The sequence below is a fragment of the Streptomyces sp. NPDC005408 genome (genome assembly GCF_040606445.1).
Lineage (GTDB): Bacteria > Actinomycetota > Actinomycetes > Streptomycetales > Streptomycetaceae > Streptomyces.
Window position 1 is genome coordinate 37527 of sequence record NZ_JBEXEX010000027.1, and the last position, 26211, is coordinate 63737.

Genomic DNA, 26211 nt, shown 5'->3' on the forward strand with positions numbered 1-26211 from the left:
ACGCCTTCCCGTGCCCGACAGGTGTACGCCCGGTATGCGGGTGTCGCAATACCGCGTCAGGCGTCAACCAGGCTTTTGTGATGGCCTTGTGACGTGATGTCAGGTCAATTGGCGAGACTGCGCCATCGATCAGGGGCGGGTCGGCGAGAGTGGAGGGACCGGCGCGGCATCCACCGAGCGCGCCGCACGCTCCAGCGCACTGGCCAGAAGCGCCAAGTCCGTTGGCCCATTGCCCAGTTCACGCACCGGGCGGCGGGTCGGCGGGTCGCCCATCCGCTCCCATTCGAGCGGCACCACGGTGGGGCGCGAGGTCGCCGTACGCGGAATGCGACCCGTCACCCGGCCGCTCTGGAACGGCGTCACCCGGCCGTCCGGATGCCCGAGCCTGCCCCGCCCCGGAGCGGGATCCTCCGGTCCGGGCGAGGCGGGCGGCGCGTCCAGCACGACGCGCAGCCGCGCGCCCTGCGTCAGATCCGTGTCGACCGTGCGGTCCGGGCGGGCGGACGTCGCCACCAGATGTACGCCGAGCCGCTCGCCGTCACGGGCCACGGCCTCCAGCGCCCGTACGACGGAGCCCGCCGCGGGCCGTCCCGTACTGCCGAGCGCCGGGGCAACCAGCGCGTCGAAGTCGTCCACCAGGACGACGAGCCGCGGCAGGGGCGCCGGGCCTTCCGCCTTCGTACGAGCACCGGGCCGCAGCCGTAGCGTCCCGCTGGAAGAGGAGTCCAGGTCGCCGCGCTGCTCGGCGGCGCTCGGCGGGCGCTGGCCCACCATCCGGTCCGCCAGCTCGCGCTGGGTGTGCCACTCGGCGAAGCCCACGCTGCCCAGCACCTCGGAGCGCCGCTTCAGCTCGGCACCCAGCGCCTGGGCGAAGGCCCGCATCCTGACCGGGTCGGAGGCGACCAAGTGCTCGGTGACATGCGGCAGTTCCGTACAGGCCGCGAGTCCTTCGCCGCGCTCGCCGCCTGCTCCGTCCACGAGAAGCAGGCCGAGGCGGTCGGGCCGGCCGGCGGCGGCGAGCGAGGCCGCGACCGAGCGCAGCAGCTCGGTGCGGCCGCTGCCCGCCGGGCCTTCGATCAGCAGATGCGGGCCCTCCTCGGTCAGATCGACGGCCAGCGGGCCGCGCGGGCCCGCGCCCAGCACCGCGGTGCCGTCGCCCGCCGAGGCCCAGCGCGCCAACAGCGAGGCGGGGGTGGCGCGGGCCAGCTCCAGCTCGTCGAGCAGCCGGGCGGAACGGGGCAGTGCCGTGGCCCTGCCGGGGTGGGTGCCCCCACCCTCGGCGCGCAGCGGCGCGAGCGCCCGGGCGAAACGCTCCGCCCAGGGGGCCGACACCGCGTCCACCGCGCCGACTGTGCCGTGGCCCACGGGCTGCCCGCCTGCCGTACGCATCAGCCGCAGCGCGGTCGCCACATCGCCGCTGAGCAGGGCGACCGCTCCGCACTCGCGGAACGCGAGCGAGGCCGCGCACGCCGACTCATAGGTCGCGGCGACCGGGGAAAGTGGTGAGGCGGCCGGGGTCTCGGCCAGACAGATCAGATGGATTCCGGCCGCCGAGCCCGCTCCGGCCAGCCGGGCCGTCGTCTCGCGCAGCACGGCCGAGCCCGGGTCACCGTCGACGATGACGACCGTGCGCGCGCCGTCGTACCGCTCTGCGGCAGCCTCGATCGACCTGCGGTCCGCGCTCGGCCAGCCGGGGCCGAGCGGGCCGTCGTCCAGGCGGCGGCTGAGTTCGGCGGTGCGTGCGGTGGCCTGGTCCCGGTCGTACGCGAGCAGCAGACGGCAGTCCTGGCCATGGGCGGGCCGCAGATGCGGAAGCCAGCCGAGCCAGCCCCACTCCGCTGTGCGCTCGTCCAGGCTCCGGGCCCGGTCCGTGCTGATCAGCACGATCTCCAGATCCACCGGCGAATGCAGCGCCGCGAGCTGGGCAATGGCGGACCGGGCGAGACCGGCCAGCCGTGCCCTGGGCCCGGCGAGTCCGAGCGAACCGGCCTCGCGCAGGGCGACGGTCACCGGCACGGAGGGGAGCTCTGCCCGGTCGGCGGTGCCGAGCCGCAGCACGAGCGACTCGGGGTGCGAGGGGCCGCGCTCCCAGAGGCGGGGGCCGGGGCCGAGCGCGGTCAGCAGAACCGCGGCGGGGTCCGGCCAGCTCTCCACGACGGGTGTGGCGGCGACCGGCGGTCCGGGCTGCGGCGGAAGCTCGGCGACGGGCTCCTCCCGCCCTCCGGCGAGCCGCCGCGCCCAGGCGCCTATGCCGCGCTTGCGGGGAGTGCTGTCGGGCAGCCGCGTGCCACGCGGGGGCGTCGTCCCGGCGGTTCGGCTGTGGGCCGAGGGAGCCTCGTCGGGGACGTCGGCGGCCGCCCTGGAGTGCACGGCGTCACCTGGGGTGCTGCCGGGGGTGCTGCCTTCCGGGCTGTACGTATAGAGCGTCCCGGCGTCGCCACGGCCTGCGCTGGTCGGGGCTGCGGGAGCGGCGGGGTCGTACTGCGGGGGCACACGATGCGGGTCGGGATGGCCGGGCGCCCGGTCGACGTCTCCCATGTCGGGGTCGTCCTGGCGGGCCCAGCTGGGGGTCCGTCGGCCGGCCACGGTTGCACCGGAGTGGCCGGAGCCGTAAGTACGCGGGGCCGTCTCGCCCGAGCCTTGGGATCCGTAACCCGGAGAGGAGCCGCCACCGCCAGCGCCGCCCGGACCGGAGCCTCCGCGAGCCGATCCGTAGCCACCCGGGCCCGAGACCTCCTCCTCGTCCCCCTCCGGTCGCGTCACCCGCAAGTGACCCTCGCCGTCCGGCGCCGTCGGGAGCGACTCCCCGCCGTCGCCCTGGGTGACCCGCAGCGTCGACTCGCCCAGGCGCAGCAGCGCCCCCGCGGGCAGCCGCACCGGGCTCGTGCCCACCGTCGTGCCGTCCAGCGTCGTGCCGTTCGTCGAGCCGAGGTCCGCGACCGTGACGCGGCCGTCCTCGGCGACGGTGACTGCGCAATGCAGGCGCGAGACGTCCGGGTCGTCCAGCGGCACGTCGGCGTCCGCCGAGCGGCCGATCCTGATCTGGCCGCCGTGCAGCAGATGGACTCCGCCCGCGTCGGGACCCGCGACCACATGGAGGTGCGCCGACGCGTCTGTGCCCGGCGCATCGTCCTCGCCGGGGACCTGGAGGGAGAGCACCGCGCCGTCCACCAGCGGCGGCTCGCCCAGCGTGCGGCGCTGCGCGTCCAGCCGTTCCTGGCCCGCGTACAGCACGACGGAGCCCGAGGCATCGGCTCCCGACACGGCCGCCGCCAGGCCGGAGGCCACGGCGGCCAGCGCCGTACCGGCAGGCGCGGTGATCAGCACGTCGCAGGCGCGGCCCGCCGAGGACTGGCCCGCAGGGGAGTGTCCCGCGGCCGCGGATTGCCCGCTGCGCGGCGCGAGGACAGTCAGCCGGATCTGCATCGCCGTCGGCAATCCCTTCTGCGCGGGGTGCCCGGCAGGGGAGCCGCCTGTGATCCCCCACCCGGCAGGTCGGCACGCGACGCGAGGCTCCCTCCCTCACGACTCCGTGCTGAGGGCATCCTCGCACCTGCCACTGACAACACGCCCGGGGGCTACCCGTAAGTGATCTTGATTGTTCGGCTCTGGACGTAAAAATGCCTGGTTGGGATCTGATCCGGAACGACAGTGATGTGTGCGGCACGGCCGTTCGGCAACCATCCGTACGATGCCCGCGTCCTTCTTTCGAACACCGCCGGGAAGAGGGGACATGGCCATGACCGGCCGGTGCCCCGTTCGGCGGCACTAAAGTGGGTCGGACACCCGGGCCGGGCACAGTGCCACGGGACCACGCAAGGACCACGATCAGCAGGGAGCACATGACGTGCGGCCGGTAGGCAGCAAGTACCTGCTCGAGGAGCCCCTCGGGCGCGGCGCCACGGGCACCGTCTGGCGAGCGAGCCAGCGTGAGACCGCCGGCGCCGAGGCGGCCGTAGCGGGCCAGCCCGGCGAGACCGTCGCGATCAAGGTCCTCAAGGAGGAGCTGGCGAACGACGCGGACGTGGTGATGCGCTTCCTGCGCGAGCGCTCCGTCCTGCTTCGCCTGACCCACCCGAACATCGTGCGCACCCGCGACCTCGTGGTCGAGGGCGATCTCCTCGCGCTCGTCATGGACCTGATCGACGGCCCCGACCTGCACCGCTACATCCGCGACAACGGGCCCCTCACACCGGTCGCAGCCTCGCTGCTGACCGCCCAGATCGCCGACGCGCTCGCCGCCAGCCACGCGGACGGCGTCGTCCACCGCGACCTCAAGCCCGCGAACGTACTGCTCAAGACCGACGCCGACGGCCAGATGCACCCGATGCTGACCGACTTCGGCATCGCGCGCCTCGCGGACTCCCCGGGCCTGACCCGTACGCACGAATTCGTCGGCACGCCCGCCTACGTCGCGCCGGAATCCGCCGAGGGCCGCCCGCAGACCTCCGCCGTCGACATCTACGGCGCGGGCATTCTGCTGTACGAACTGGTCACCGGCAGGCCCCCGTTCGCGGGCGGCAGTGCCCTCGAAGTCCTCCACCGCCACCTCAGCGAGGAGCCCCGCCGCCCCACCACCGTCCCCGAGCCGCTGTGGACGGTCATAGAGCGCTGTCTGCGCAAGGAGCCCGCCCAGCGGCCCAGCGCCGAGAACCTGGCCCGCGGGCTGCGCACCGTCGCGTCCGGTATCGGTGTGCACTCGTCCGCCGCACAGGTCGAGGCCGCCCTCGGGGTCGCCGCGCTGCTCGCGCCCGACCCCTCACCGGCCACGGTCCCCGGGATGCCGGGCGCCTCCGACCCGACGCAGGTCCTGCCGGGCAATGCCGGTTCGTACGATCCCAATGGCGCGACCAGCGTCATGCAGCAGACCGGCAACCCGCAGCCCGGTGCCGACCCGACCGCTGTCATGCCGCCCGTCCCGCCGGGCCCGCCGCGTCCGGAGGACCCGCACCCCTGGCAGTCCCAGCTGCAGGCGGCCCGCGACCGCAATGAGCAGACGCAGGTCCAGTACCTCGACCCGAGCCAGGACCCGCTGCGGCGGCGCCCGCAGCGCCAGCAGCAGCGGCCCCAGCAGCAGCCGCCGCAGCGCCCGCACCCGCAACAGCAGCAGTACGCGCCGCAGGCCCAGCCCCAGCGCCGCCAGCCGCAGCGGCAGCAGTACGCCCCGCCGCCGCAGCAACAGCAGTACGCGCCCCCGCAGCCGCCGCCCCAGCAGCCCGCGCCGCGGCCGCCGCGTCAGCGCAACGCCAACCCGATGCGGATCCCGGGCCTCGGCTGCCTCAAGGGCTGCCTGTTCTCGGTGATCCTGCTCGTCGTCGCGGGCTGGCTGATCTGGGAGCTGACGCCGCTCCAGGACTGGGTCGCCCAGGGCAAGAGCTACTGGGAGGCGATCGGCGACGGCATCTCGAAGGTGACGGGCTGGATCTCCGACCTCGGCAGCAGTTCGGACACTCCCAACACGCCCAACACCCGGCAGTAGTCACGACTCTGCGGATTTGTCGACTTCTGCGGCGTGATTTCCCCCGCAGAAGTGAAGGTTGGCGTCATCCGGGGCACACAGCCCCCGGATGCCCGCGTACCTTGTGGGCAACGCCAGCCGCTGAGGGAGCAGTCTTGGCACGGAATATCGGCAGCCGGTACACGGCCCACCAGATCCTGGGGCGGGGCAGCGCCGGCACGGTGTGGCTCGGCGAGGGGCCTGAAGGGCCCGTCGCCATCAAGCTGTTGCGCGAGGACCTGGCGTCCGACCAGGAGCTGGTCGGACGCTTCGTACAGGAGCGCACAGCCCTGCTCGCACTCGACCACCCCAGGGTCGTCGGTGTCCGCGACCTCGTCGTCGACGGCAACGACCTCGCGCTCGTCATGGACCTCGTACGCGGCACCGATCTGCGCACCCGCCTGGACCGGGAGCGCCGCCTCGCCCCCGAAGCCGCGGTCGCGATCATCGCGGACGTCGCCGAGGGCCTCGCCGCGGCCCACGCCGCCGGAATCGTCCACCGCGACGTCAAGCCGGAGAACATCCTCCTGGACATGGAGGGCCCGCTCGGCCCCGCCGGATCCCACCCCGCGCTGCTCACCGACTTCGGCGTCGCCAAGCTGATCGACACCCCGCGCCGTACGAAGGCGACCCGCATCATCGGCACCCCGGACTATCTCGCCCCCGAGATCGTCGAGGGACTGCCGCCGAGGGGGGCGGTCGACATCTACGCCCTCGCGACCGTTCTGTACGAGCTGCTCGCGGGCTTCACACCCTTCGGCGGCGGCCACCCCGGCGCGGTCCTGCGCCGCCATGTCACCGAGACCGTGGTCCCGCTGCCGGGCATCCCCGACGAGCTGTGGCAGCTCATCGTCCAGTGCCTGGCCAAGGCGCCCGCCTCGCGGCTGCGCGCGTCCGAGCTGGCCACCCGCCTGCACGATCTGCTCCCGCTGCTGGCGGGCATGCCGCCGCTGGACGTCGACGAGCCGGACTCCGAACCCGCACCCGAGCCGTACGAGGACGTGACACCGGCCACTCCCGGCGAACCCCGCCGCCGCGGCGCCGTCCCCCTCGTCCCCGGCGCAGCCCCCGCGGACTCCAACCGTGACACCCACACCTCGATGCGCGTCCCGGCCCCGGACGAGCTCGCGGGCGGCGCCCGCGGCACGGCCCGCGCCCCCCGAACCCCCGGCCAACGCCGCCCGGGCTCGGCCCGCCACAAGTCCGACGCGGTCCGCAAGCGCCGTATCACCCTGGGCGTCGCGGCACTCGTGGTCGCCGCCGCGGTGGGCGTCGGCGGCTGGCTCGCCACGAGCGACGACGGCACTCAGGCGCCCCCGCAGGACTCGAAGCAGTCGAGCCCGGCAGAGCCCTAGGGGGTCGGGGTGTCGCGCCCAGCCGTTACGCTGGACCCGTGGCAGTCGTCGATGTATCCGAAGAGCTGAAGTCCCTCTCCTCGACCATGGGGTCGATCGAGGCCGTCCTGGACCTCGAGAAGATGAGGGCAGACATTGCCGTGCTCGAGGAGCAGGCCGCGGCCCCGTCCCTGTGGGACGACCCGGAGGCGGCGCAGAAGATCACCAGCAAGCTTTCGCACCTCCAGGCCGAGCTCCGCAAGACCCAGGCACTCCGCAGCCGGATCGACGACCTGAGCGTCCTCTTCGAGCTCGCCGAGGCCGAGGACGACGCGGACACCCTCGCCGAGGCCGAGTCCGAGCTCGCCGACGTCCGCAAGGCGCTGGACGAGATGGAAGTACGCACGCTCCTGTCCGGTGAGTACGACGAGCGCGAGGCGCTGGTCAACATCCGCGCCGAGGCCGGTGGCGTCGACGCCTCCGACTTCGCCGAGCGCCTGCAGCGCATGTATCTGCGCTGGGCCGAGCGCCACGGCTACTCCACCGAGGTCTACGAGACGTCGTACGCCGAAGAGGCCGGCATCAAGTCGACCACGTTCGTCGTGAAGGCGCCGTACGCCTACGGCACGCTCTCCGTCGAGCAGGGCACCCACCGCCTGGTGCGCATCTCGCCGTTCGACAACCAGGGCCGCCGTCAGACGTCCTTCGCGGGCGTCGAGGTGCTGCCCGTCGTCGAGCAGAGCGACCATGTCGAGATCGACGAGTCCGAGCTGCGCATCGACGTCTACCGCGCGTCGGGCCCCGGCGGCCAGGGCGTCAACACGACGGACTCCGCTGTGCGCATCACGCATGTGCCGACCGGCATCGTGGTCTCCTGCCAGAACGAGCGCTCCCAGATCCAGAACAAGGCGAGCGCGATGAACGTCCTTCAGGCCAAGCTCCTTGAGCGCCGCCGCCAGGAGGAGCAGGCCCTTATGGACTCCCTCGGCAAGAGCGAGGGCGGCAACTCCTGGGGCAACCAGATGCGTTCGTACGTCCTGCACCCGTACCAGATGGTCAAGGACCTGCGTACGGAGTTCGAAGTGGGCAACCCGCAGGCGGTACTTGACGGTGAGATCGACGGCTTCCTCGAGGCCGGAATTCGCTGGCGCAAGCAGCAGGAGAAGTAACCGCACACGCCTCATGCCACGGCGCCGGCTCCTTCGGGAGTCGGCGCCGCTGCTGTGTCCGGCGATAGCCGGTGATCCAATTTGAGCCAACCTCTGACATGTGCAACTTGCCTGTCGGCCCGTAATCCCGGCCATCCCAGGGTGCGGAACCGGCCAGTCGTTTCCGACGCGCGGGATTCAGCCTCCAAAAGCTTTGACGTGCACAAGACGTAACGGAGAGCATTCGGCAGCTCAGGAACATTTGTTCTCACAGGGGTGGGGGGACGGGGAATGACTGAACGTGCCGTGAAGTGGTGGCGCCGAAGATCCATCACGGCAGTCCTGGTGGGGACGCTGGCGTGGGCCGGGATGCCGGTGCTCCTATCCGCTCCTGCACATGCCGCTGGTCCGCCGGCCGGCGAGGAGCAGCAGGCACTCGCCCGTGCCGCGGAAACGGGCCAGCGGGTCGAGGTTGTCGGTGCGCGAACCGAGTTCGCCACTACGTACGCCAATCCCGACGGGTTCACGTTCCGGCTCGAACAGTCAGTGGTCCCGGTACGGGTGAAGAGCCCAGGCGGCTCCTGGGCCAAGCCGGACGCCACGCTGGAGAAGCGTTCTGACGGGACTGTCGCGCCCAGGGCGGCAGCAGTCGACCTGACGTTCTCGGGTGGCGGCGCCGGCACCGGCCTGGTGAAGATCACCCGCGAGGGCAGGACCCTGGCCTTGGGCTGGCCTGGCCGGCTGCCCGAGCCCACGCTCGACGGCAACAGCGCCGTGTACGCGAACGTCCTCCCGGACATCGACCTGCGGATGACGGCCACGGTCGAGGGCTTTCGCGAGGTTCTGGTGGTCAAGACGCCCGAAGCTGCCTCCAACCCGGAACTGAAGAAGATCACGTTCTCGGCAAAGCCCACCAGGTTGAAGCTGTCTCCGACCGAGGGCGGCGGAATGACGGCGGTGGACGCCAACGCCACCGAGGTGTTCTCCGCCCCTCCGGCGATGATGTGGGACTCGTCGGGCAAGGCCTCACCGGCGGCCGGACACGCTGCCTCGGCACGGGCGACGACGACGGGACCCGCCGCGCAGGCGGACCGCACCGCCGGACCCGTTCCGGGAGATGAGACGGCTGATCTGCGCATTCAGGTGGGTAAGGACGCCATTAGCCTGGCCCCTGACGCGAAGATGCTCAAGGAGACCGACGCCTCTGCCTTCCCGCTCTACATCGACCCGACGGTCAGCTGGGGCGAGGACGAGCGGACCCTGCTGCGCTCCGACGGCTACAGGTTCTACAACTTCGACAACCAGGACGAAGGCGGCGGTGAGCGCGGCAAGGGTGTCGGCAAGTGCGGCACATGGGGCGGCTACTACTGCGGCCCCGGCTATGTGCAGCGGCTCTACTACGAGTTCTCGCCGGCCAATCTTGCGGGCAAGCACATCCTGGGTGCGACCTTCCGGGTGACCGAACCCTGGGCGTTCCAGTGCGACCCGCGCTGGGTGGATCTGGTCCGTACGAACAACATTTCCTCGTCGACGGCCTGGTCCAGCAGGCCCGGCGAACTGGACCTCATGGTCGACCGCAACATATCCGCGGGCCGAGGCTCGCTGTGCGACCCGGATTCCCCTGATGCGCCCATCGACTTCACAGACAACCCGGAAGAGACGAACGAGAACCTCACGGCGACGGTACGCAATTTCGCCGCGGGCAAGTTCGCGCGGCTGACGCTCATGCTCAGGGCGCACGACGAGGGGGACACCGGCGCCTGGAAGAGGTTCAAGAACGACGCGACGCTCGTCGTCGACTACGTCGGAAAGCCCAACTACCCCACACCGTTCGGCTTCGTCACAGGAACGGGACTGTCCTGCTCGCCGAAGATCGATCAACCCGGGACGATCAGCGACCCCACGCCACAGGTGTCGGCCACCGCGCGCACCGTGGTCGGCGGGTCACCCGAAGCGCAGCTCCGGGTCCGTTTTCAGGTGGAGAAGCAGACCGGCACGACGTGGACCGCGCTGCCCGACTTCATGTCACCGACATCCGGCTATCTCGGCACGGGGCAGGCGGCCAGGCCCTCGGTGCCGCAGGCACTCGAGGAGGGGCCTCTCTATCGCGTGCAGGCGTGGACGAGGTCGTACTGGAACAACTTCGGGAACTGGCTGACCTCACCCGGCAGCGTGGCCTGCTACTTCAAGGTCGACAAGACAGCCCCCAAGGCGCCGACGGTGACGATCAACTCCACATACACGCCGTGCACCACGACGGCCTGTGCACCGGGCGGCGAGCCGGGCAAAGCAGGCTCTTTCACTTTCTCTCCTGCGGCCGGTGACGCGAACAATGTTGCCTACCAGTACAAGCAGTCGACCGAGACGGTGTGGAGAACACCGAAGAACACCGGCGCGAGTGTGACGGAGACGATCACTCCGCAGCTCCCGGGTACGTACCAACTGGAGGTACGGGCCGTGGACAATGTGGGCCGCCCTGGTGCGTCGCAGGTGGTGTCCTTCCTGGTCCAGGAAGGGCCGGGGCCCGTCGGGCGGTGGCACTTCGACGAGGACTCGGGCCAGGCGATGGACTCGTCGACCGCGGACGCCGCCAACCAGGACAACGCGACGCTCTCTGCGGGTGCGGTTCGCGACGACCAGGGGCGTCGAGGGGAACTCGGGTACGACGCTCAGGGCAATCCGCTGGAGACGCCGAAGCAGGACAAGGGCCTGCAACTCGACGGTGCAACGGGCTACGCGGCAACGTCCGGGCCAGTGCTTGAGACCCGATCGTCGTACACGGCCTCAGCGTGGGTGCGGCTGAATCCCTCGGTCACCACAAACGTCACGGCCTTGAGCCAGCAGTCAGCAACCAGCAGCCCATGGGGTCGTCAGTACAGCCCTTTCATGGTGTCCCACGGAACATCGGGCTGGAGAATGCGTGTGCTGTCGACGTCGTCCGTCGGCGGTTCGAACGCGCATGAGATCAGGGCGAAGCAGTCTGTGCCGAAGGGGGTCTGGACGCATGTCGCTGCAATTCATGACGTGGCTGCCCACAAGGCCAGCTTCTACATCAACGGTCAATTGCAGGGAACTACCGATACTGGCACTGCCTGGAGCGCTGACGGCCCGTTGCAGATCGGCCGCCTGATGTACGGCGACGTGTACACGGACTACTTCGCCGGATCCATCGACGAAGTCGCCGTCTGGCAGCGCGCTCTGGAGCCAGAGGAAGTCGCCAGGGAAGCCCGCACCCTGTCCGGCACCTCCGGCCTCCCGGATGTCGAGCTGGTCGGGAGCTGGAACGCCAAGGGCGCGAGCGGCACCGCCGTCGCCGACACGACCTCCGGCTACGGGCGCACTGTGTCATTGGCCGGCGGCGCCACGCTGGATGGTCAGTCCATCGTCCTGGGCGGCTCGGACGGTGCTGCGACCACTGCAGGCCCCGTGGTCGACGACTCCGCGTCCTTCACCGTCACCACCACCGTTCAGCTGGACACGGCCAAGTTGCTGACCAAACAGGCCGGATACGTCGGGCAGGTCGTCGGACAGCGCACTGCCGACGGTTCCTCCTGGGGCCTCTGGTTCGAGCTGACCGGCACGCAGACCGAGGTCGACGACGACGGCAACGAGCACGCCGTGCCCGTCGGCTACTGGCGGTTCGGCCGGGTCAACAAGGACGGAACCAGCACCTGGGTCAGCTCCGACGAGGAAGCCGCTGTGGGCCCGTCCGTCAGGCTGACCGGCATCTTCGATGCCCTCTCCGAAGGCGGTTCCGTCATCCGCCTGCACGTCGGCCTGGGACAGAACGACAGCGACAAGGCCTACTCCGCCCTCGTCGGTTCGGGCGACCTCGCCGTCGGCAAGGGCTACAGCTCCACGGCCTGGGGTCACTTCCTCCCTGCGCGGATCGGTGAGGTCCGCCTCTGGGCAGGAGCCATGGACGGCGAGGACCAGATCAAGGCCGTGATCGGCGACTGATCGCCCAGCTCCGGGTGGACCACCACATCGCGTTCCACGGCGAGTGGTCCACCCGGACCGGGCGATCGAGCCATCGCGTTCCACAACGCACTTCTTGAGCTGCATCGGCGCGTGCGTACGCCTGGTGCGTACGCGACATCGTGGGGGTTGGGGTCATGGGCAGGGGTTCAACAGCACGTCACAGACACGCCGGCGCGCGGGCCTGGGTGATCGCGGCTCTCGCCGCGGTCCTCGCCGTGCCTGCGGGGCTGAGCCCCGTCGCGCAAGCGGCACAGGCGGCCGACGGCGGTCCGGGCCGCCCCGTGGTCCCCAAGCCGCGCGAGGGCAAGGTCAAGGAGCTGAGCGCCACCGGTGCCAAGAAGGCGCGCGAGCGAGTGGCCCAGGGGAAGGCCGGCAACGCCTCCGATGCCGCTCGGGCCTCCCAGCAGCAACGCGCCCATTGGCCCGGGCCCGGCAGCGCCACCGTGCCGCTCACCGCGGCGAGTGCCCGAGCCACGCTCGGCGGGGTCCCGGTGACGGTCAAGACGGCCCACGGGACCGCGGGCCAGGCCACGATCAGCGTCCTCGACCGCAAGACCACCAAGGCGGCCGGGGTGCGCGGTGTGTTGCTCACCGCGCAGACGCACCAGCCCGGCAAGGCCGAACTGACCGTCGACTACGCCTCCTTCGCCTCCGCCATCGGCGGCGGCTGGTCCAGCCGACTGCGGCTCTCACAGCTCCCCGCCTGTGCGCTGACCACGCCCAAGGTCGCCAAGTGCCGCACGCTCACGCCACTGAACTCCCGCAATGCCGTCCGTGCCCAGAGCCTGTCGGCCGACGTGAGTCTGGCCGCCCCGACCGTGCTCGCCGTGACCGCCTCAGGCCCCGGGCAGTCCCCCTCCGGGGCCGGTGACTACTCCGCCACCCCGCTCGCCTCCTCCTCGGCCTGGGAGTCCGGCGGATCGTCGGGCTCGTTCACCTGGTCGTATCCGATGGATACCCCCAAGCCCGCCGCGGGTCCGTCACCGACCCTGAATCTGACGTACGACTCGGGCAGCATCGACGGCCGTACCGCCGCGACGAACAACCAGGGCACCTCGGTCGGCGAGGGCTTCGACCTGTCCACCGTCTCCTACGTCGAGCGGCAGTACGGCTCGTGCGACAAGGACGGGCACGACAAGCAGTACGACCTGTGCTGGAAGTACGAGAACGCTTCCCTCGTCCTCAACGGCAAGTCGACCGAACTCGTCAAGGACGACATCACCGGCAAGTGGCGGCTGAAGAACGACGACGCGTCGACCGTCGCTTACGGCACGGGCGCCGCCAACGGCGACGACAACGGCGAACACTGGACCGTCACCACCGGCGACGGCACGAAGTACGTGTTCGGTCTCAACAAGCTGAGCGGCGCAGACACTGAGCGCACCAACTCCGTATGGACCGTCCCCGTCTTCGGCGACGACTTCGGCGAACCCGGCTACTCCAAGGGCGACACCTTCGCCGACCGCGCGGTCGACCAGGCCTGGCGCTGGAACCTCGACTACGTCGAAGACACCCACGGCAACGCCATGTCGTACTGGTACACGGCCGAGACCAACCACTACCGCAGGCACAAGGCCGGCACCGCCAACGCTCCGTACACGCCGAGCGGCTATCTGAACAAGATCCTCTACGGACAGCGCTTCGACACCCTCTTCACCGCCGAGGCGCCGGGCCGGGTCAACTTCACGTACGCCGAACGTTGCACGGTCTCCAACTGCTCCCCGCTCGGCGACGACACGTCCAAAAACTGGCCCGACGTCCCTTACGACGCCATCTGCGCCTCCGGGGCCAATGACACCGACTGCCTTGCCGAGAGCCCGGCGTTCTTCTCCCGGAAGCGTCTCACCAAGATCGACACCGCGGTGTACTCGGGCGCTGCCTACACGCCGGTCGACTCCTGGGCGTTCACGCAGAAGTACGCCGACAACGGCGACATCGCCGACTCCTCCGACCAGACGCTAAGGCTGGACAGCATCCAGCGCACCGGTCACACAGGGACGGCCATCACACTCGATCCGGTGTCGTTCACGTATCTCAAGCGACCCAACCGGGTCGCAGGCGGCACTCAGCCGGGCGGAGGCAACATCCTCCCGCTCACCCGTCCTCGCGTGAGCACCATCACGTCAGAGGCGGGCGCCATCACGACGGTCACGTACAACGACCCGGAGTGCGTGCGTGGTTCGCGGATGCCTGCTGCCGAGGACAGCAACGCCGAGTCCTGCTATCCGCAGTACTGGAACATCAACGGCGCGACGGACGCGAGTCTGGACTGGTTCCACAAGTACCGCGTCACCGCCGTGACCACCGCGGACCCGTCCGGCTTTGGCGAACTGGTCGAGCACGCGTACACGTACGAGGACCCCGCCTGGCACTTCAACGACAGCCCCTTCGTCCCCACCGACGAGCGCACCTGGTCCATCTGGCGCGGCTACCAGAAGGTCACCGTCCAGACCGGCGCCTCCACCGGCACCCGTTCCCGGACGGTGACGAGTTACCTCCAGGGCATGCACGGCGACCCCCGAAAGGCGGGCGGCACCCGCAGTGTGAACGTGCCCGGTATCGACTTCAGCGGGCTGGACGTTCCCGACGCCGTCGACGCGGACCAGTACGCCGGCTTCACCCGCCAGCAGATCACCTACAACGGCGGCACCCCCGTCGGCGTCACCGTCAACACCCCCTGGTCGGCCAGGACTGCCACGCAGCACAAGTCCTACGCCGACATCGAGTCGTACTACGTGCGTACCGGGACCCAGTCCACGCACACCTATCTCACTGTGCCCAAGACCTGGCGCACAGCGAGGACGATCACGAAGTACGACGCCTACGGCATGGCGTACGAGGCCGACAACGCGGGTGACATCGACGACGGCAACGACGACACATGCACCCGCACCTGGTACGCCCGCGATGACGCGAAGGGCATCAACAGCCTGGTCTCCCGCACCCGTACGGTCGGCCGGATCTGCGCGATCGCGGATGCGCAGCTGAAACTGCCCGCGTCGGCGGCCACGCGCGAAGACGTCCTGTCCGACACCGCGACCGTCTACGACAACGCCGCTGCCACTGCCTGGTCGGCCAACCAGGCCCTCACGAAGGGCGAGGCGACCTGGACCGGCCGCGCTTCCGCCTACCCGGCCACCGCGACGGGTGGCGAACGCCACCCGTCGACCTGGCAGACGATGTCCAAGACCACGTACGACACTCTCGGCCGTCCCCGCAGGGTGACGGACACGGCCGGCCGGCCGACGACAACGGACTACACCCCGGTCGGCGCCGGAATCGTCACGAAGACGATTGTCACCAACGCCATGACCCACAAGGCCATCACCTTCTTCGACGGCGTGCGCGGCCTGCCACTGCGCACCTACGACGCCAACTCGAAAAAGACAGAGCAGACGTACGACGCTCTGGGCCGTCTCACGGGAGTGTGGCTGCCCAACCGCAACAAGGACGGCGGCCAGTCGGCCAGCATGACCTTCGCGTACACGGTCAAGCGGGGCGTGGCCCCCTTCGTTGCCACCTCGACGATCAAGTCTTCGGACACGGTGACGACGTCGTACGCGATCTTCGACTCGCTGCTCCGCCCGCTGCAGACACAGAGTCCGACGCCGAACGGCGGCCGTCTGCTCACGGACACGCGATACGACTCTCGGGGCCTGGCCTACGAGACGTACGCAGACATCTACGACTCCGCCAAGACACCGAACGGCACGTATGCCCGGGCCGAATACGGAGGTGCGCCCAAGCAGACCGCCACGGTCTTCGACGGTGCCGGGCGTGCCACGAGCAGCAGCTTCCTTGTTTTCGGTGTGGAGAAGTGGACCACGACCACGAGCTACACGGGTGACTCCGCTGCGACGAGCACGGTGAAGGGAGGACAGGCCACCCGGGTCGTCAACGACGCCCTCGGCCGGCCGGTCGAGCGCCGCGAGTACGCGGGCCCGGACCCCACCGATGTCGCCTACGGCGGAGGTCTCGGCGTCCCGTACACCTCCACGTCCTTCACGTACACCCGTGACGCCAAGCAGGACACGATCACCGGGCCGGACGGTGCCAAGTGGTCCTATACGTATGACCTCTTCGGCCGCCAGGTCACGTCGACGGACCCGGACAAGGGCACTTCCAAGACCGCATACACGGACCTGGACCAGGTCGACTGGACCGAAGACTCGGCGGGCAAGCGACTGCTCTACGGCTATGACGAGCTCGGCCGCCGGACCGGCCGCTGGTCGTCGGCCCGTACCGACGCCAACAAGCTTGCCGCCTGGACCTTCGACACGCTGGCCAAGGGGTACGGAGACAGTTCCACGCGCTACGACGGCGGGGCGACCGGCAAGGCGTACACGAAGAAGGTCGTCACTTACGACACCCTCTACCGGCCCACGAAGACACAGCTGCTGCTGGACGCCAACGAGCCGCTGGTCCTGGCCGGTGCCGCACAGAGCAGTTACACCTTCGACAGTGCCTACAACCTCGACGGCACTGTGCAGAACTCCACCGAACCGGCAGCCGGTGGACTGCCCGCGGAGACCATCGAAAACCGCTACACGCCCACCGGCCAGCCGACTGCCGTCTACTCGGGAACGTCCGGCTACTTGCAAGGCGCGAGCTACAGCGAGCTGGGGCTGCCCCAGCAGCTGACGCTCGGTGTCTCCGCCTCGGCGGAAGCCAAAACGACCTACCTCGACAACCGGTACGAGCAGGGCACGGACCGCCTCACCCGATCCTTTGTGACGACGCCTCAGACCGCTCCGTACAAGCCACAGGATCTGAGCTACTCGTACGACGACGCGGGCAATGTCACGAAGATCACCGACACCCCCAATGTGGCGCCTGCGCTCGCGACCGACATCCAGTGCTTCGCCTACGACGGTCAACGTCGTCTGACGGAGGCATGGACGCCGTCGACGGACGACTGCACGAGCAAGACCCAGGGCGGCCCGGCACCGTACCGGACCGGGTACACGTACAACCCGGCAGGTCAGCGAGCCACCGAGACCGTGACTCCCGTGACCGGCGCCGCGACGACCACCAACTACTGCTACATGAGCGCGTCTCAGCGCCACACGCTGACTGCGACGACGAAGACGCCGGACTGCACGGGCGTCACGCCGGGCTACGGCTACGACAAGACGGGAAACACCACCGGGCGCCCAGGCCCGACCGGAGTCGCCCAGGCCCTCACCTGGAATGTCGAAGGCAAGATCGCCACCCTGACCGAGGGGACGAAGAAGACGGGCTATCTCTACGACGCGGACGGCACGCTCCTGATCCGCCGGGCGGGCGGCGACGGGGAGAGCGTCCTGTACCTGGGCGCGACGGAGATCCACCACAAGGTCGCGGGCACGACCAAGAAAACCTGGGCGAGCCGCACATACTCGGCCGGCCCGCAGGCGATCGCGCTCCGCACGAATGAGTCCGGCACGTCGAAGCTCTCATTCCTGGCGGGCGATCAGCACGGCACGGGCAGTCTGGCGCTGGATGCCACGACTCAGGCGATCACCAAGCGCTCTACGACCCCGTTCGGCGCTCCGCGCGGGGGAGCGGTGGGCACGTGGCCGGACGACAAGCAGTTCCTGGGCAAGCCGGCCGATGCCACGACCGGCCTCACACAAATGGGGGCTCGCGAATACGACCCCGGCATCGGCCAGTTCATCAGCGTCGACCCGCTCATGGAACTCGACAAGCACCAGACCCTCAACGGCTACAGCTACGGCGCGCAGAACCCTGTCACCTTCTCCGACCCCAGCGGCCTCGGCCTCGCCTGCGGCGGGGCGGGAGGCTCCGGCGAAGCGTGTCCGGGTGGACCTAATGGAACAGGAAACGGTCGCCCCAGCAAAATCAACTCCGCGGGCGACCCCGGCACCGCGTCCACTGACAGCGTTGGCAATGTGAGTAGCTCTAAAGACGGCCAGCCGTTGGTCGGCGGTATCCGAATGCCCAAGTACGAGGAGCTGAGCCTCTATGCCGCCGCTTACCGATCTCAGGACACGTATGGCTACCGCATAGAGAAGTGGGCCAAAGGCCAGTGCTTTGGGCCCAATGGGGTCAGCTCCGACTTCAAGGGCTTCTGCAGTACCGCGAAGAAGGCGGGCCTTCTTGAGGTCGGCGACGACCCGTGGGGAGTAAAGGTTGTCGGGCGGTGTGTCTTCAAGGGAAAGAACTGCGGTGAGGCCGCCGTCACTATAGGCCTGTATCTGGTGGAAGCCGGATGGCAGTGGGCCGCGGCTAGAGGGGCCGCTCGGAGCCTGCCGAAGGGACTCGCCTGTAGCGCCTGTGGCTCTGCAGAAGCTGCGGCAGGGATGAACGAGCTGCTCGCTGCGAAGGCTGGGTTCACTGGTAATGGCCAGCGGATCATTGTGGACGAGAACATGTCTCCGAGGTTTGCTGGGCAGCTTCGAGCGGCTGGATACGATGCACGGAGCGTATCCGAAATGGGGCTCAGTGGGACACTGGACCCCGAGCTCATGACGCTGGCCGAGCAACTCGATGCACGAGTCCTCACCCGAGACCGTGGACGGCAAATGGACGGCGGATTTGGCTCGCGTGCGATACAGATTGACCGTCGCATAACGTCGATAGATGGAATCTTGCGCGTCATGAGAGGTAACTAGTGAAAAGCAGTGGGCATGCAGGTGAGAGCTCGAAAGAGCTTGAGACGATCCACGCTCGTTGGATTCAGAACCGTAACCGGCGCACTGACGATCCTGAATACAAGGAAGCTTGGTACGACGAGCAGTGTGGCGCCTGTAGGTTCTGGTTCCCGTTGGCGGGGGATCTCGGATCTGACTATGGTGCTTGCGCAAATAGACTCTCACCGTTCGACGGAACTGTGCGGTTCGAGCATGACGGGTGTGAGGCTTTCGAGGAGTCTGGACAGTGGATGGTTCCTGGTGACCTATGAGCAGTGAATAGAGACCACCGATCGGTCACCTACGCCTCACGGATCAATGGCGCGCTGACTGGATGTTCAGCACAGGAATTCAGCGGCCCCGATAATCGAGTTGAGGTGGCGTCCCGAGGGATTGGTGTTGGCGTCGCCAGCCCGCCGCACGGTGACCTCTCGTAACGCACGAGCCGTTTTGGCAAGAGTGGACGACTGGGGTTAGGCCCGCGTTGGGCAAGGCAAGGGCGGGGACCACGAGGGCAGCAGCCAAGCCCTGGGAGATGTCGCCAAGTTCGAGTTGGCCCGCTGAGCGTCGTTTCGTGTGAAGTGGGCCGATCTTCATGCCCGTATTGGCCTTGCGCCGTACTCTGCGTGTGACGTGGGTTGCGCAGAGAGAGGCTGGGCCATGCCGTCCGATGTCACCACTAACCCCCTCATCGAGCCCATCGCGTTCGGCCAGCGGATGCAGGTCCTGCGGACCCGCCGTGGGATGAGTCGCACTGTGCTCGCCGGGCTGGTTGGCAAGTCTCCGAGCTGGGTGAAGCAGGTTGAGGGCGGGCAGTTGCAGATGCCCAAGCTGCCCATGGTGTTGCGGATCGCCGAGGCGTTGCGCGTGCGGGACCTTTCCGAGCTCATGGGTGATCAGTCCGTACCTACCGCGTTGTTCGCCGGTCCGGGGCATGCGCGACTTCCGCAGGTGCGTGCGGCTATCGATGCGTATCCGTTCATGGCTGACGTTGAGGCTCCGCCTGCTGCCCACTTGGAGGCTCGCCTTGTGCGGGCTTGGAGAGCTCGGCACTTGTCACCGAACCATCGAGACGTCGTCGGCTCTCTGCTGCCCGAGTTGATCCGTGACGCGCAGCTCGGCGTGCGGCAATCCGAGACGGCGGCTGAGCGGCGCCTCGCGCAGTCGCTGCTTTCGCAGACGTACAGCCTCTGCCAGTTCTTCATCGCCTATCAGCCTGACGCTTCGCTGCTGTGGCGTGTGGTCGAGCGGGGGATGGTCGCGGCGCTGGAATCGGAAGACCCTCACACGCTCGGGGTGGCGGCCTGGCTTGCCGCGCAGGCGCACCGCGACAGTGGCCCGGCTCATTTCGATGCGGCTGATGCGGTGACCTTGGAGACGGTCCGCTACCTGGAGCCGCTGTTGCCGGAGGCGGGTGATGACGTACTCGCCATCGCGGGAGCTCTCCAGTTCGAGGCCGGATACACGGCAGCGCGCCGGGGCGATACCGGTTCTGCGTGGGGGTACTGGGATGTGGCGCGCGCCATGGCCGAGCGGCTGCCGGCCGACTACTACCATCCCGTCACGTCGTTCTCCCGGGCCGTCATGGGAGCCCATGCGGTGACGGTCGCTGTTGAGCTGCATGCAGGTGGGGAGAGTGTCAGGCAGGCCGCGGTGGCCGATGCCGCGACGATTCCGTCCCGGCCGCGCCGCGCTCGGCACCGTATTGAAGAGGCCCGTGGGTACCAGTTGGACGGGCAGCCCGAGGTGGCCTTGGCGGCGCTGGACAAGGCGTACGAGGCGGCCCCGGAGACCATGCGCTACAACGGCTACGCCCGCCGAATCCTCTTGGAGGAAGCGGAGTCGAAGAACCCGTCCCAGCGGCGACGGGCCAGCGAACTGGCTGTAAAGGTCGGGATGTTGGCTGCCTGACGGAGGGGCAGAAACTCTGCCCCTTCCCCCTGCGCAGGGGAGCTACGGTCGGTGGTCGTACGACTACCGAAGACCCCCGCGGCCGCGGACACGGCCCGGGGCGTGGTCCACCTGAAGAAGGCAGGTCGACGTGCCGCACTGTATCGCCCGTATCTTCGAGCAGTTGCTGAGACTGCTATTCCCCGCTCGTGGCCGGCAAAGGGCTCCTTGGTCGGTGCCCTTCGTCGTCGCGCTGACCGTGCCAAACACTGCTGCTCGCGTATGTGTGCCTTCGCTGTTGCGGGGTGAGGACTCCGCGTTGGTACGCCCCTATCTCCCCTCGCACGAACAACGACTGCGCAGGCAGCGTCGCTGGGTGCTGTGGCTCGCGTCGTACGGGATCGATCTCGATACCCGGGACATCCACAGGCTGGGAGCCGCCTGATGGGCATGGAACCAGTCGCCCGGCTGCTGCCCTGGACCGGTCCTGAGGGCAAGCCTTGCTACCTGCTCGCGGGCAAGGGTGGGGGCTACGTCTCCCGGGTCGCCGACCAGGTCGAGTCTGTTCAGCTCGGAATGGGTGCCGAACTGCTCGGCCATGCGGAGGCGTTGCTCGACGACCCGCGAGCCGACGCCTTCCAGCTCCGATTTCTGTCGGCACGGCTGACCGAAGCGCTGCGGGACGCCGTGCGCGTTGCCGAGAGCCGCGGGGCACGACTGCCTGACCCTGACACTGACCCGTCGTCCGGACCCTCATGGTCATAGCCCGCCCGGCGGGCTTGTCGCCGAGGCTCGATGAGCCTTTTGGGCCATCGGTGGCTGCGGTAATAGGCGGCGCGGCTGCGGTCGAGTCTCTCGGATTCGCTAGCGCAAGTACCAGGAGAAGCAACAGGACGCTTTGTCGACAAGGGAACTGCCGCCCGAGGGGCGGCAGTTCCCTTTTATGTCACAGTTGCATCCCCGCAGGTCAGGCAACCTCCCCTATACCGGACATCGCGCGCGCAACGACCTTGACGCGTCCGCGGAAACTGGGAAAGCTGACGCGCGGCATGCGTATCTACTGGGGCGCGTGTGAACGGGGGCCGAGCGAAACCGCCCCCAAAGGCAGTTGCCCCGGACGCTGCTCCATTGACGATTAGCTACTGGGGGTAGCAGCCAGATGACAAAGAAGACGCGGATCCGTGTGGCGCGAATAGCCGCCGGCGCGGTGATTGCCGCCGGTGCGTCGCTGACCGCCGCGGGCGCCGCCTCAGCCGTCGGTGTCGACATCAACGTGGGTCCCCTCGAGGTGTCCGCCAACGCCGACGCGAACGGCGTCGACGCCGGTATCGGTGTCGACGGTGACCCCACCGCCCCTCCGACGGAGATCCCGACGGACATTCCGACGGACATCCCCACCGATGTCCCGACCGATGTTCCGACGGACGTTCCCACCGATGTCCCGACCGATGTCCCCACGGACAAGCCCACCGGCAAGCCGACCGACAAGCCCACGGGCAAGCCGACCGACAAGCCGACCGGCGACCCCTCCGAGGACCCGTCCGAGGACCCGGGCACCGGCACCGGTAATGACAACAACCCCAACGGTGGTTCTGACAACACCGACACCGACAGCGCCGGCTCCAAGCCGGTCGAGCAGGGCAAGGCCAAGGAGCAGCTGGCTGAGACCGGCGCCGCCGAGACCACCTTCCTGCTCATCGGTGCCGCGACGATGATCGCCGGTGGCATCGGCTTCCGTATGCTGCCGCGTCTCGTCGGCGGTGGCCGTACCGCTGTGTAAGCAGCCGTAAGCGGATCAGCACACAGAAGGAGGGCCCGGGGTGCGCTTCAGCACCCCGGGCCCTCCTTTGCGTATGCCGTACGTCCTACGCTGCCCACGCGGTCTGGTTCGTGACCAGCAGCACCACAGCCGCCACCAGCAGCACCAGGAGCGTCACCAGCGCCACCGGGCTCAGGCCGCCGAAGGGGCCTTCCTGCTGCAGCCGCTCGCGGTTCGCCCGGCAGACCGGGCAGCGACCCTCAGTGACCGGGGCCGCGCAGTTGGCGCACACCAATCGGTCGTAGGTCATGCGCTCTCCTCCTCCCGCGCGCCGGAGCCGCAGGCGCGGACCGTAAGCACAGTTCACTCGGACAACGCTCAGGGAAACGCGACTGTTCCCCTACCACTGTGCCAGCTCCCGCCCTTTTCGGCGCGGCCCGCCGGATTACGCCCGTTCCGTGACCGGACAAACTACGCAACCCACGACGCCGACTGCGAGCGCCAGTCCGCGTCGCGTAGTGTCACGCCCACCTACCCCCGGCCGACCGTGGTGCACCCGTGATCCGATTCGACAACGTCTCCAAGACCTACCCCAAGCAGAGCCGCCCCGCCCTGCGCGACGTCTCTCTCGACATCGCCAAGGGGGAGTTCGTCTTCCTCGTCGGCTCGTCCGGTTCCGGCAAGTCGACCTTCCTGCGGCTCGTGCTGCGCGAGGAGCGCGCCAGCCAGGGCCTGGTTCACGTCCTCGGAAAGGACCTTGCCCGACTGTCCAACTGGAAGGTGCCGCAGATGCGCCGCCAGCTCGGCACTGTCTTCCAGGACTTCCGGCTGCTGCCCAACAAGACCGTCGCGGAGAACGTGGCCTTCGCGCAGGAGGTCATCGGCAAGCCGCGCGGCGAGATCCGCAAGGCCGTGCCCCAGGTCCTCGACCTCGTCGGCCTCGGCGGCAAGGAGGACCGGATGCCCGGTGAGCTCTCCGGCGGTGAGCAGCAGCGCGTCGCGATCGCACGGGCCTTCGTCAACCGCCCCATGCTGCTGATCGCGGACGAGCCGACCGGCAACCTCGACCCGCAGACCTCCGTGGGCATCATGAAGCTGCTGGACCGGATCAACAGGACCGGTACCACCGTGATCATGGCGACTCACGACCAGAACATCGTCGACCAGATGCGCAAGCGCGTCATCGAGCTCGAAAAGGGCCGTCTCGTACGCGACCAGGCACGCGGCGTCTACGGCTACCAGCACTGAAAGGACGCCATGCGCGCCCAGTTCGTCCTGTCGGAGATCGGCGTCGGTCTCCGGCGCAATCTCACGATGACCTTCGCCGTCATCGTCTCCGTAGCCCTTTCACTCGCCCTGTTCGGCGGTGCGCTGCTCATGCGTGAGCAGGTCAGCACGATGAAGGACTTCTGGTACGACAAGGTCAACGTCTCGATCTTCCTCTGCAACAAGAACGACGCGGCGACGTCTCCCAAGTGCGCCAAGGGAGCGGTCACCGCCCAGCAGAAGACGCAGATCGAGGCGGATCTCAAGAAGATGGACGCCGTCGACAGCGTCCACCACGAGTCGGCCGAAGAGGCGTACAAGCACTACCGGGACCAGTACGGCGACACCCCCATCGCGTCCACCATCACGCCGGACCAGATGCAGGAGTCGTTCCGCGTCAAGCTGGACGACCCCGAGAAGTACAAGGTCGTGGCGACCGCCTTCGCGGGCCGTGACGGTGTGCAGTCCGTCCAGGACCAGCGCAACATCCTGGAGAACCTCTTCTCCCTGATGAACGGCATGAATATCGCCGCGCTGTTCGTGATGGCGCTGATGCTGGTGATTGCGCTGATGCTGATCGTCAACACCGTGCGGGTGTCGGCGTTCAGCCGCAGGCGTGAGACCGGCATCATGCGGCTGGTGGGAGCGTCCAGCTTCTACATCCAGATGCCGTTCATCATGGAGGCCGCGTTCGCCGGTCTGCTGGGCGGCGCCGTCGCCTCCGCAATGCTGCTGGTGGGCAGGTATTTCCTGATCGACCACGGTCTGGCGCTCTCCGAGAAGATGCAACTGGTCAACTTCATCGGCTGGGACGCCGTGATCACCAAGCTGCCGCTGGTGATCGCGATCGGGCTGCTGATGCCCGCCATGGCGGCTTTCATCGCATTGCGCAAGTACCTCAAGGTGTGACAAGCACCCCGGGCGTCGTACGGTCAACGGCCGTACGGCGCCCTTCGCTTGTCCTAGAGTGGTCGCCATGCCGGGCCCGGAGTTCTGCCCTCGGCCCCGCCGCATCCGCCGCGGGGCGGCCCTGACGTTGGTCTTCGCAAGCGTTCTGGCCACCGCGGCCGCCACCAACTCCCTTCCGCACGACGACGGGAACACGCCGCGCCTCTCCGCGAAATCGGCCGCCGCGACCGTCGACGATGTCACGCGCGCCGCCGCCGAGGCGGTGGCCGACGGCAAGTCCGGCACGAAAGCCGCCGAGGACGTCGTCAGCCGCAGTGGTGACCGCTGGGGCGCTGTGTACGACAAGAGCGAGTACAAGGAGTTCGAGCAGGCCCTCGACGGCGAGTACACCGGCGTCGGCCTCACGGCCAGGCGCGCCGCAGACGGGCAGATCGAGGTCGCCGAGGTCCAGTCCGGCGGCCCTGCCGCCAAGGCGGACATGAGGGCCGGGGACCGGCTGCGTACGATCGACGGCCTCCCGGTCGCCGAGCGACCCGTCACCGAAGTCGTGGCGCTGCTGCGCGGCGGCGACCGCACCACCGTCGTCCTCGGTCTGGAACGGGACGGCCGGGTGTGGACCGAGAAGCTCGTGCGCGCCACGCTGAGCACCGAGGCGGTCACCGTCCGGAACCTCAAGGGCGGGGCCGTGGTGATCAAGGTCGCCTCCTTCACCAAGGGCTCGGGGGCGCGGGTGCGAGAAGCAGTACGGAATGCCCCCGTGGGCGTCGGCGTCCTGCTGGATCTGCGCGGCAACGCCGGCGGTCTGGTCGCCGAGGCCGTCAGCGCCGCCTCCGCCTTCCTGGACGGCGGTCTGGTGGCGACGTACGACATAAGGGGCGAGCAGCGTGCCCTGTACGCGACACCCGGCGGGGACACCACCAGACCCGTCGTCGCCCTGGTCGACAGCGGCACGATGAGTGCGGCCGAGCTGGTCACCGGGGCGCTGCAGGACCGCGGCCGGGCGATCACGGTCGGCTCGCGCACCTTCGGCAAGGGTTCGGTCCAGATGCCCAGCCGTCTTCCCGACGGCTCGGTCGCCGAGCTGACCGTCGGCCACTACCGCACGCCGTCGGGTCACAGCGTCGACGGGCGGGGCATCACCCCGGACCTCGCCGCGAGCGAGGGGGCCGAGGATCGGGCCCAGACAGTATTGAGTGGCCTCGGGGGCACGTCTTAGTGCGAAAATGACCGCACTATGGCTAAGGAAACAGGGCGCAAACTGATCGCGCAGAACAAGAAGGCGCGGCACGACTACACCATCCTCGACACGTACGAGTGCGGTCTCGTGCTGACAGGTACCGAGGTGAAGTCGCTGCGTCAGGGGCGGGCCTCGCTCGTGGACGGCTTCGTACAGATCGACGACCACGAGGCGTGGCTGCACAACGTGCATGTCCCCGAGTACACCCAGGGGACGTGGACCAATCACAGCGCGCGGCGCAAGCGGAAGCTGCTGATGCACCGTGCCGAGATCGACAAGCTCGAGTCGAAGGCGCAGGAGTCCGGCCACACGATCGTGCCGCTGGCGCTGTACTTCAAGGACGGCCGGGCCAAGGTCGAGATCGCGCTGGCGAAGGGCAAGAAGGAGTACGACAAGCGGCAGACGCTGCGCGAGAAGCAGGACCGGCGTGAGACGGACCGCGCGGTCTCGGCTGCCAAGAAGCGCCAGCGGGCCTGATCGGCAGGAATAGGCTGGCATCGTCGTGCGTTGGTCACGTACGATGGCACCTGCACCTCAAGGGGTGTGCACCACCTTGAA

General features: G+C 68.8%; 15 protein-coding genes. 13 read left to right on the top strand and 2 right to left on the bottom strand.

Translation table 11 applies throughout. The features are described 5' to 3' along the window. Positions 1–129: 129 nt before the first annotated feature. Positions 130–3426, bottom strand: coding sequence for an FHA domain-containing protein (locus ABZS64_RS23915; protein WP_355833128.1), 3297 nt, complete (start codon positions 3424–3426; stop codon positions 130–132). Between the two features lie 421 nt (positions 3427–3847). Here ABZS64_RS23915 and ABZS64_RS23920 point away from each other — a divergent pair, with 421 nt between their 5' ends. The 9 genes from ABZS64_RS23920 (at position 3848) to ABZS64_RS23960 (ending at position 22262) form a co-directional block, all read left to right on the top strand. Beyond that, complete coding sequence (locus tag ABZS64_RS23920; protein WP_355833131.1) at positions 3848–5479, top strand: serine/threonine-protein kinase; 1632 nt, start codon at positions 3848–3850, stop codon at positions 5477–5479. 134 nt (positions 5480–5613) lie between these two features. Continuing rightward, on the top strand, positions 5614–6852 hold the full coding sequence (locus tag ABZS64_RS23925; RefSeq protein ID WP_355833134.1) for a serine/threonine-protein kinase: 1239 nt from the start codon (positions 5614–5616) through the stop codon (positions 6850–6852). Between the two features lie 38 nt (positions 6853–6890). Beyond that, positions 6891–8000 carry a peptide chain release factor 2 gene (gene prfB, locus ABZS64_RS23930; RefSeq protein ID WP_355833136.1) on the top strand — a complete coding sequence of 370 codons (1110 nt, stop codon included), beginning with the start codon at positions 6891–6893 and terminating at the stop codon, positions 7998–8000. Positions 8001–8270: 270 nt separating this feature from the next. Further along, entirely contained in the window at positions 8271–11939 is a 3669-nt protein-coding gene (locus ABZS64_RS23935; protein ID WP_355833139.1) for a LamG domain-containing protein, read from the top strand. A 155-nt stretch (positions 11940–12094) separates the two neighbouring features. Continuing rightward, positions 12095–18574 (top strand): DUF5615 family PIN-like protein, encoded by a 6480-nt coding sequence (locus ABZS64_RS23940; protein ID WP_355833142.1) that lies wholly within the window; start codon positions 12095–12097, stop codon positions 18572–18574. Next, the gene (locus ABZS64_RS23945; protein ID WP_355833145.1) at positions 18574–18864 is read left to right on the top strand and encodes a DUF3027 domain-containing protein; all 291 of its coding nucleotides are present in this window, start codon (positions 18574–18576) and stop codon (positions 18862–18864) included. Before ABZS64_RS23940 ends, ABZS64_RS23945 begins: the two co-directional genes overlap by 1 nt. A 388-nt stretch (positions 18865–19252) precedes the next feature. After that, complete coding sequence (locus ABZS64_RS23950; protein ID WP_355833148.1) at positions 19253–20503, top strand: helix-turn-helix transcriptional regulator; 1251 nt, start codon at positions 19253–19255, stop codon at positions 20501–20503. Between the two features lie 423 nt (positions 20504–20926). Then, positions 20927–21247, top strand: coding sequence for a hypothetical protein (locus tag ABZS64_RS23955; protein WP_355833150.1), 321 nt, complete (start codon positions 20927–20929; stop codon positions 21245–21247). 394 nt (positions 21248–21641) lie between these two features. Beyond that, positions 21642–22262: a hypothetical protein gene (locus ABZS64_RS23960; RefSeq protein ID WP_355833153.1), complete on the top strand. Its 621-nt coding sequence runs from the start codon at positions 21642–21644 to the stop codon at positions 22260–22262. Between the two features lie 85 nt (positions 22263–22347). Here ABZS64_RS23960 and ABZS64_RS23965 read toward each other — a convergent pair whose 3' ends face one another. Continuing rightward, entirely contained in the window at positions 22348–22551 is a 204-nt protein-coding gene (locus tag ABZS64_RS23965) for a hypothetical protein (RefSeq protein ID WP_355833156.1), read from the bottom strand. A gap of 248 nt (positions 22552–22799) precedes the next feature. Here ABZS64_RS23965 and ftsE point away from each other — a divergent pair, with 248 nt between their 5' ends. The 4 genes from ftsE to smpB all read left to right on the top strand — a co-directional run bounded on the left by ftsE (position 22800) and on the right by smpB (position 26130). Then, entirely contained in the window at positions 22800–23489 is a 690-nt protein-coding gene (gene ftsE, locus ABZS64_RS23970; protein WP_215092120.1) for a cell division ATP-binding protein FtsE, read from the top strand. A gap of 9 nt (positions 23490–23498) precedes the next feature. Then, positions 23499–24416, top strand: coding sequence for a permease-like cell division protein FtsX (gene ftsX, locus ABZS64_RS23975; protein WP_355833160.1), 918 nt, complete (start codon positions 23499–23501; stop codon positions 24414–24416). A gap of 67 nt (positions 24417–24483) precedes the next feature. Beyond that, a complete protein-coding gene (locus ABZS64_RS23980; protein WP_355833163.1) occupies positions 24484–25632 on the top strand; it encodes a S41 family peptidase in 1149 nt (382 codons plus the stop codon). Positions 25633–25650: 18 nt separating this feature from the next. Continuing rightward, positions 25651–26130 (top strand): SsrA-binding protein SmpB, encoded by a 480-nt coding sequence (gene smpB, locus ABZS64_RS23985; RefSeq protein WP_355833166.1) that lies wholly within the window; start codon positions 25651–25653, stop codon positions 26128–26130. Positions 26131–26211 lie beyond the last annotated feature (81 nt).

Coding starts and splice junctions, on each gene's coding strand:
- ABZS64_RS23980 (WP_355833163.1), top strand. CDS start 24,484: ATGCCGGGCCCGGAGTTCTGCCCTCGGCCCCGCCGCATCCGCCGCGGG.
- ABZS64_RS23915 (WP_355833128.1), bottom strand. CDS start 3,426: ATGCAGATCCGGCTGACTGTCCTCGCGCCGCGCAGCGGGCAATCCGCG.
- ABZS64_RS23965 (WP_355833156.1), bottom strand. CDS start 22,551: ATGACCTACGACCGATTGGTGTGCGCCAACTGCGCGGCCCCGGTCACT.
- ftsX (WP_355833160.1), top strand. CDS start 23,499: ATGCGCGCCCAGTTCGTCCTGTCGGAGATCGGCGTCGGTCTCCGGCGC.
- ABZS64_RS23955 (WP_355833150.1), top strand. CDS start 20,927: ATGGGCATGGAACCAGTCGCCCGGCTGCTGCCCTGGACCGGTCCTGAG.
- ABZS64_RS23950 (WP_355833148.1), top strand. CDS start 19,253: ATGCCGTCCGATGTCACCACTAACCCCCTCATCGAGCCCATCGCGTTC.
- smpB (WP_355833166.1), top strand. CDS start 25,651: ATGGCTAAGGAAACAGGGCGCAAACTGATCGCGCAGAACAAGAAGGCG.
- ABZS64_RS23960 (WP_355833153.1), top strand. CDS start 21,642: ATGACAAAGAAGACGCGGATCCGTGTGGCGCGAATAGCCGCCGGCGCG.
- ABZS64_RS23940 (WP_355833142.1), top strand. CDS start 12,095: ATGGGCAGGGGTTCAACAGCACGTCACAGACACGCCGGCGCGCGGGCC.
- ABZS64_RS23935 (WP_355833139.1), top strand. CDS start 8,271: ATGACTGAACGTGCCGTGAAGTGGTGGCGCCGAAGATCCATCACGGCA.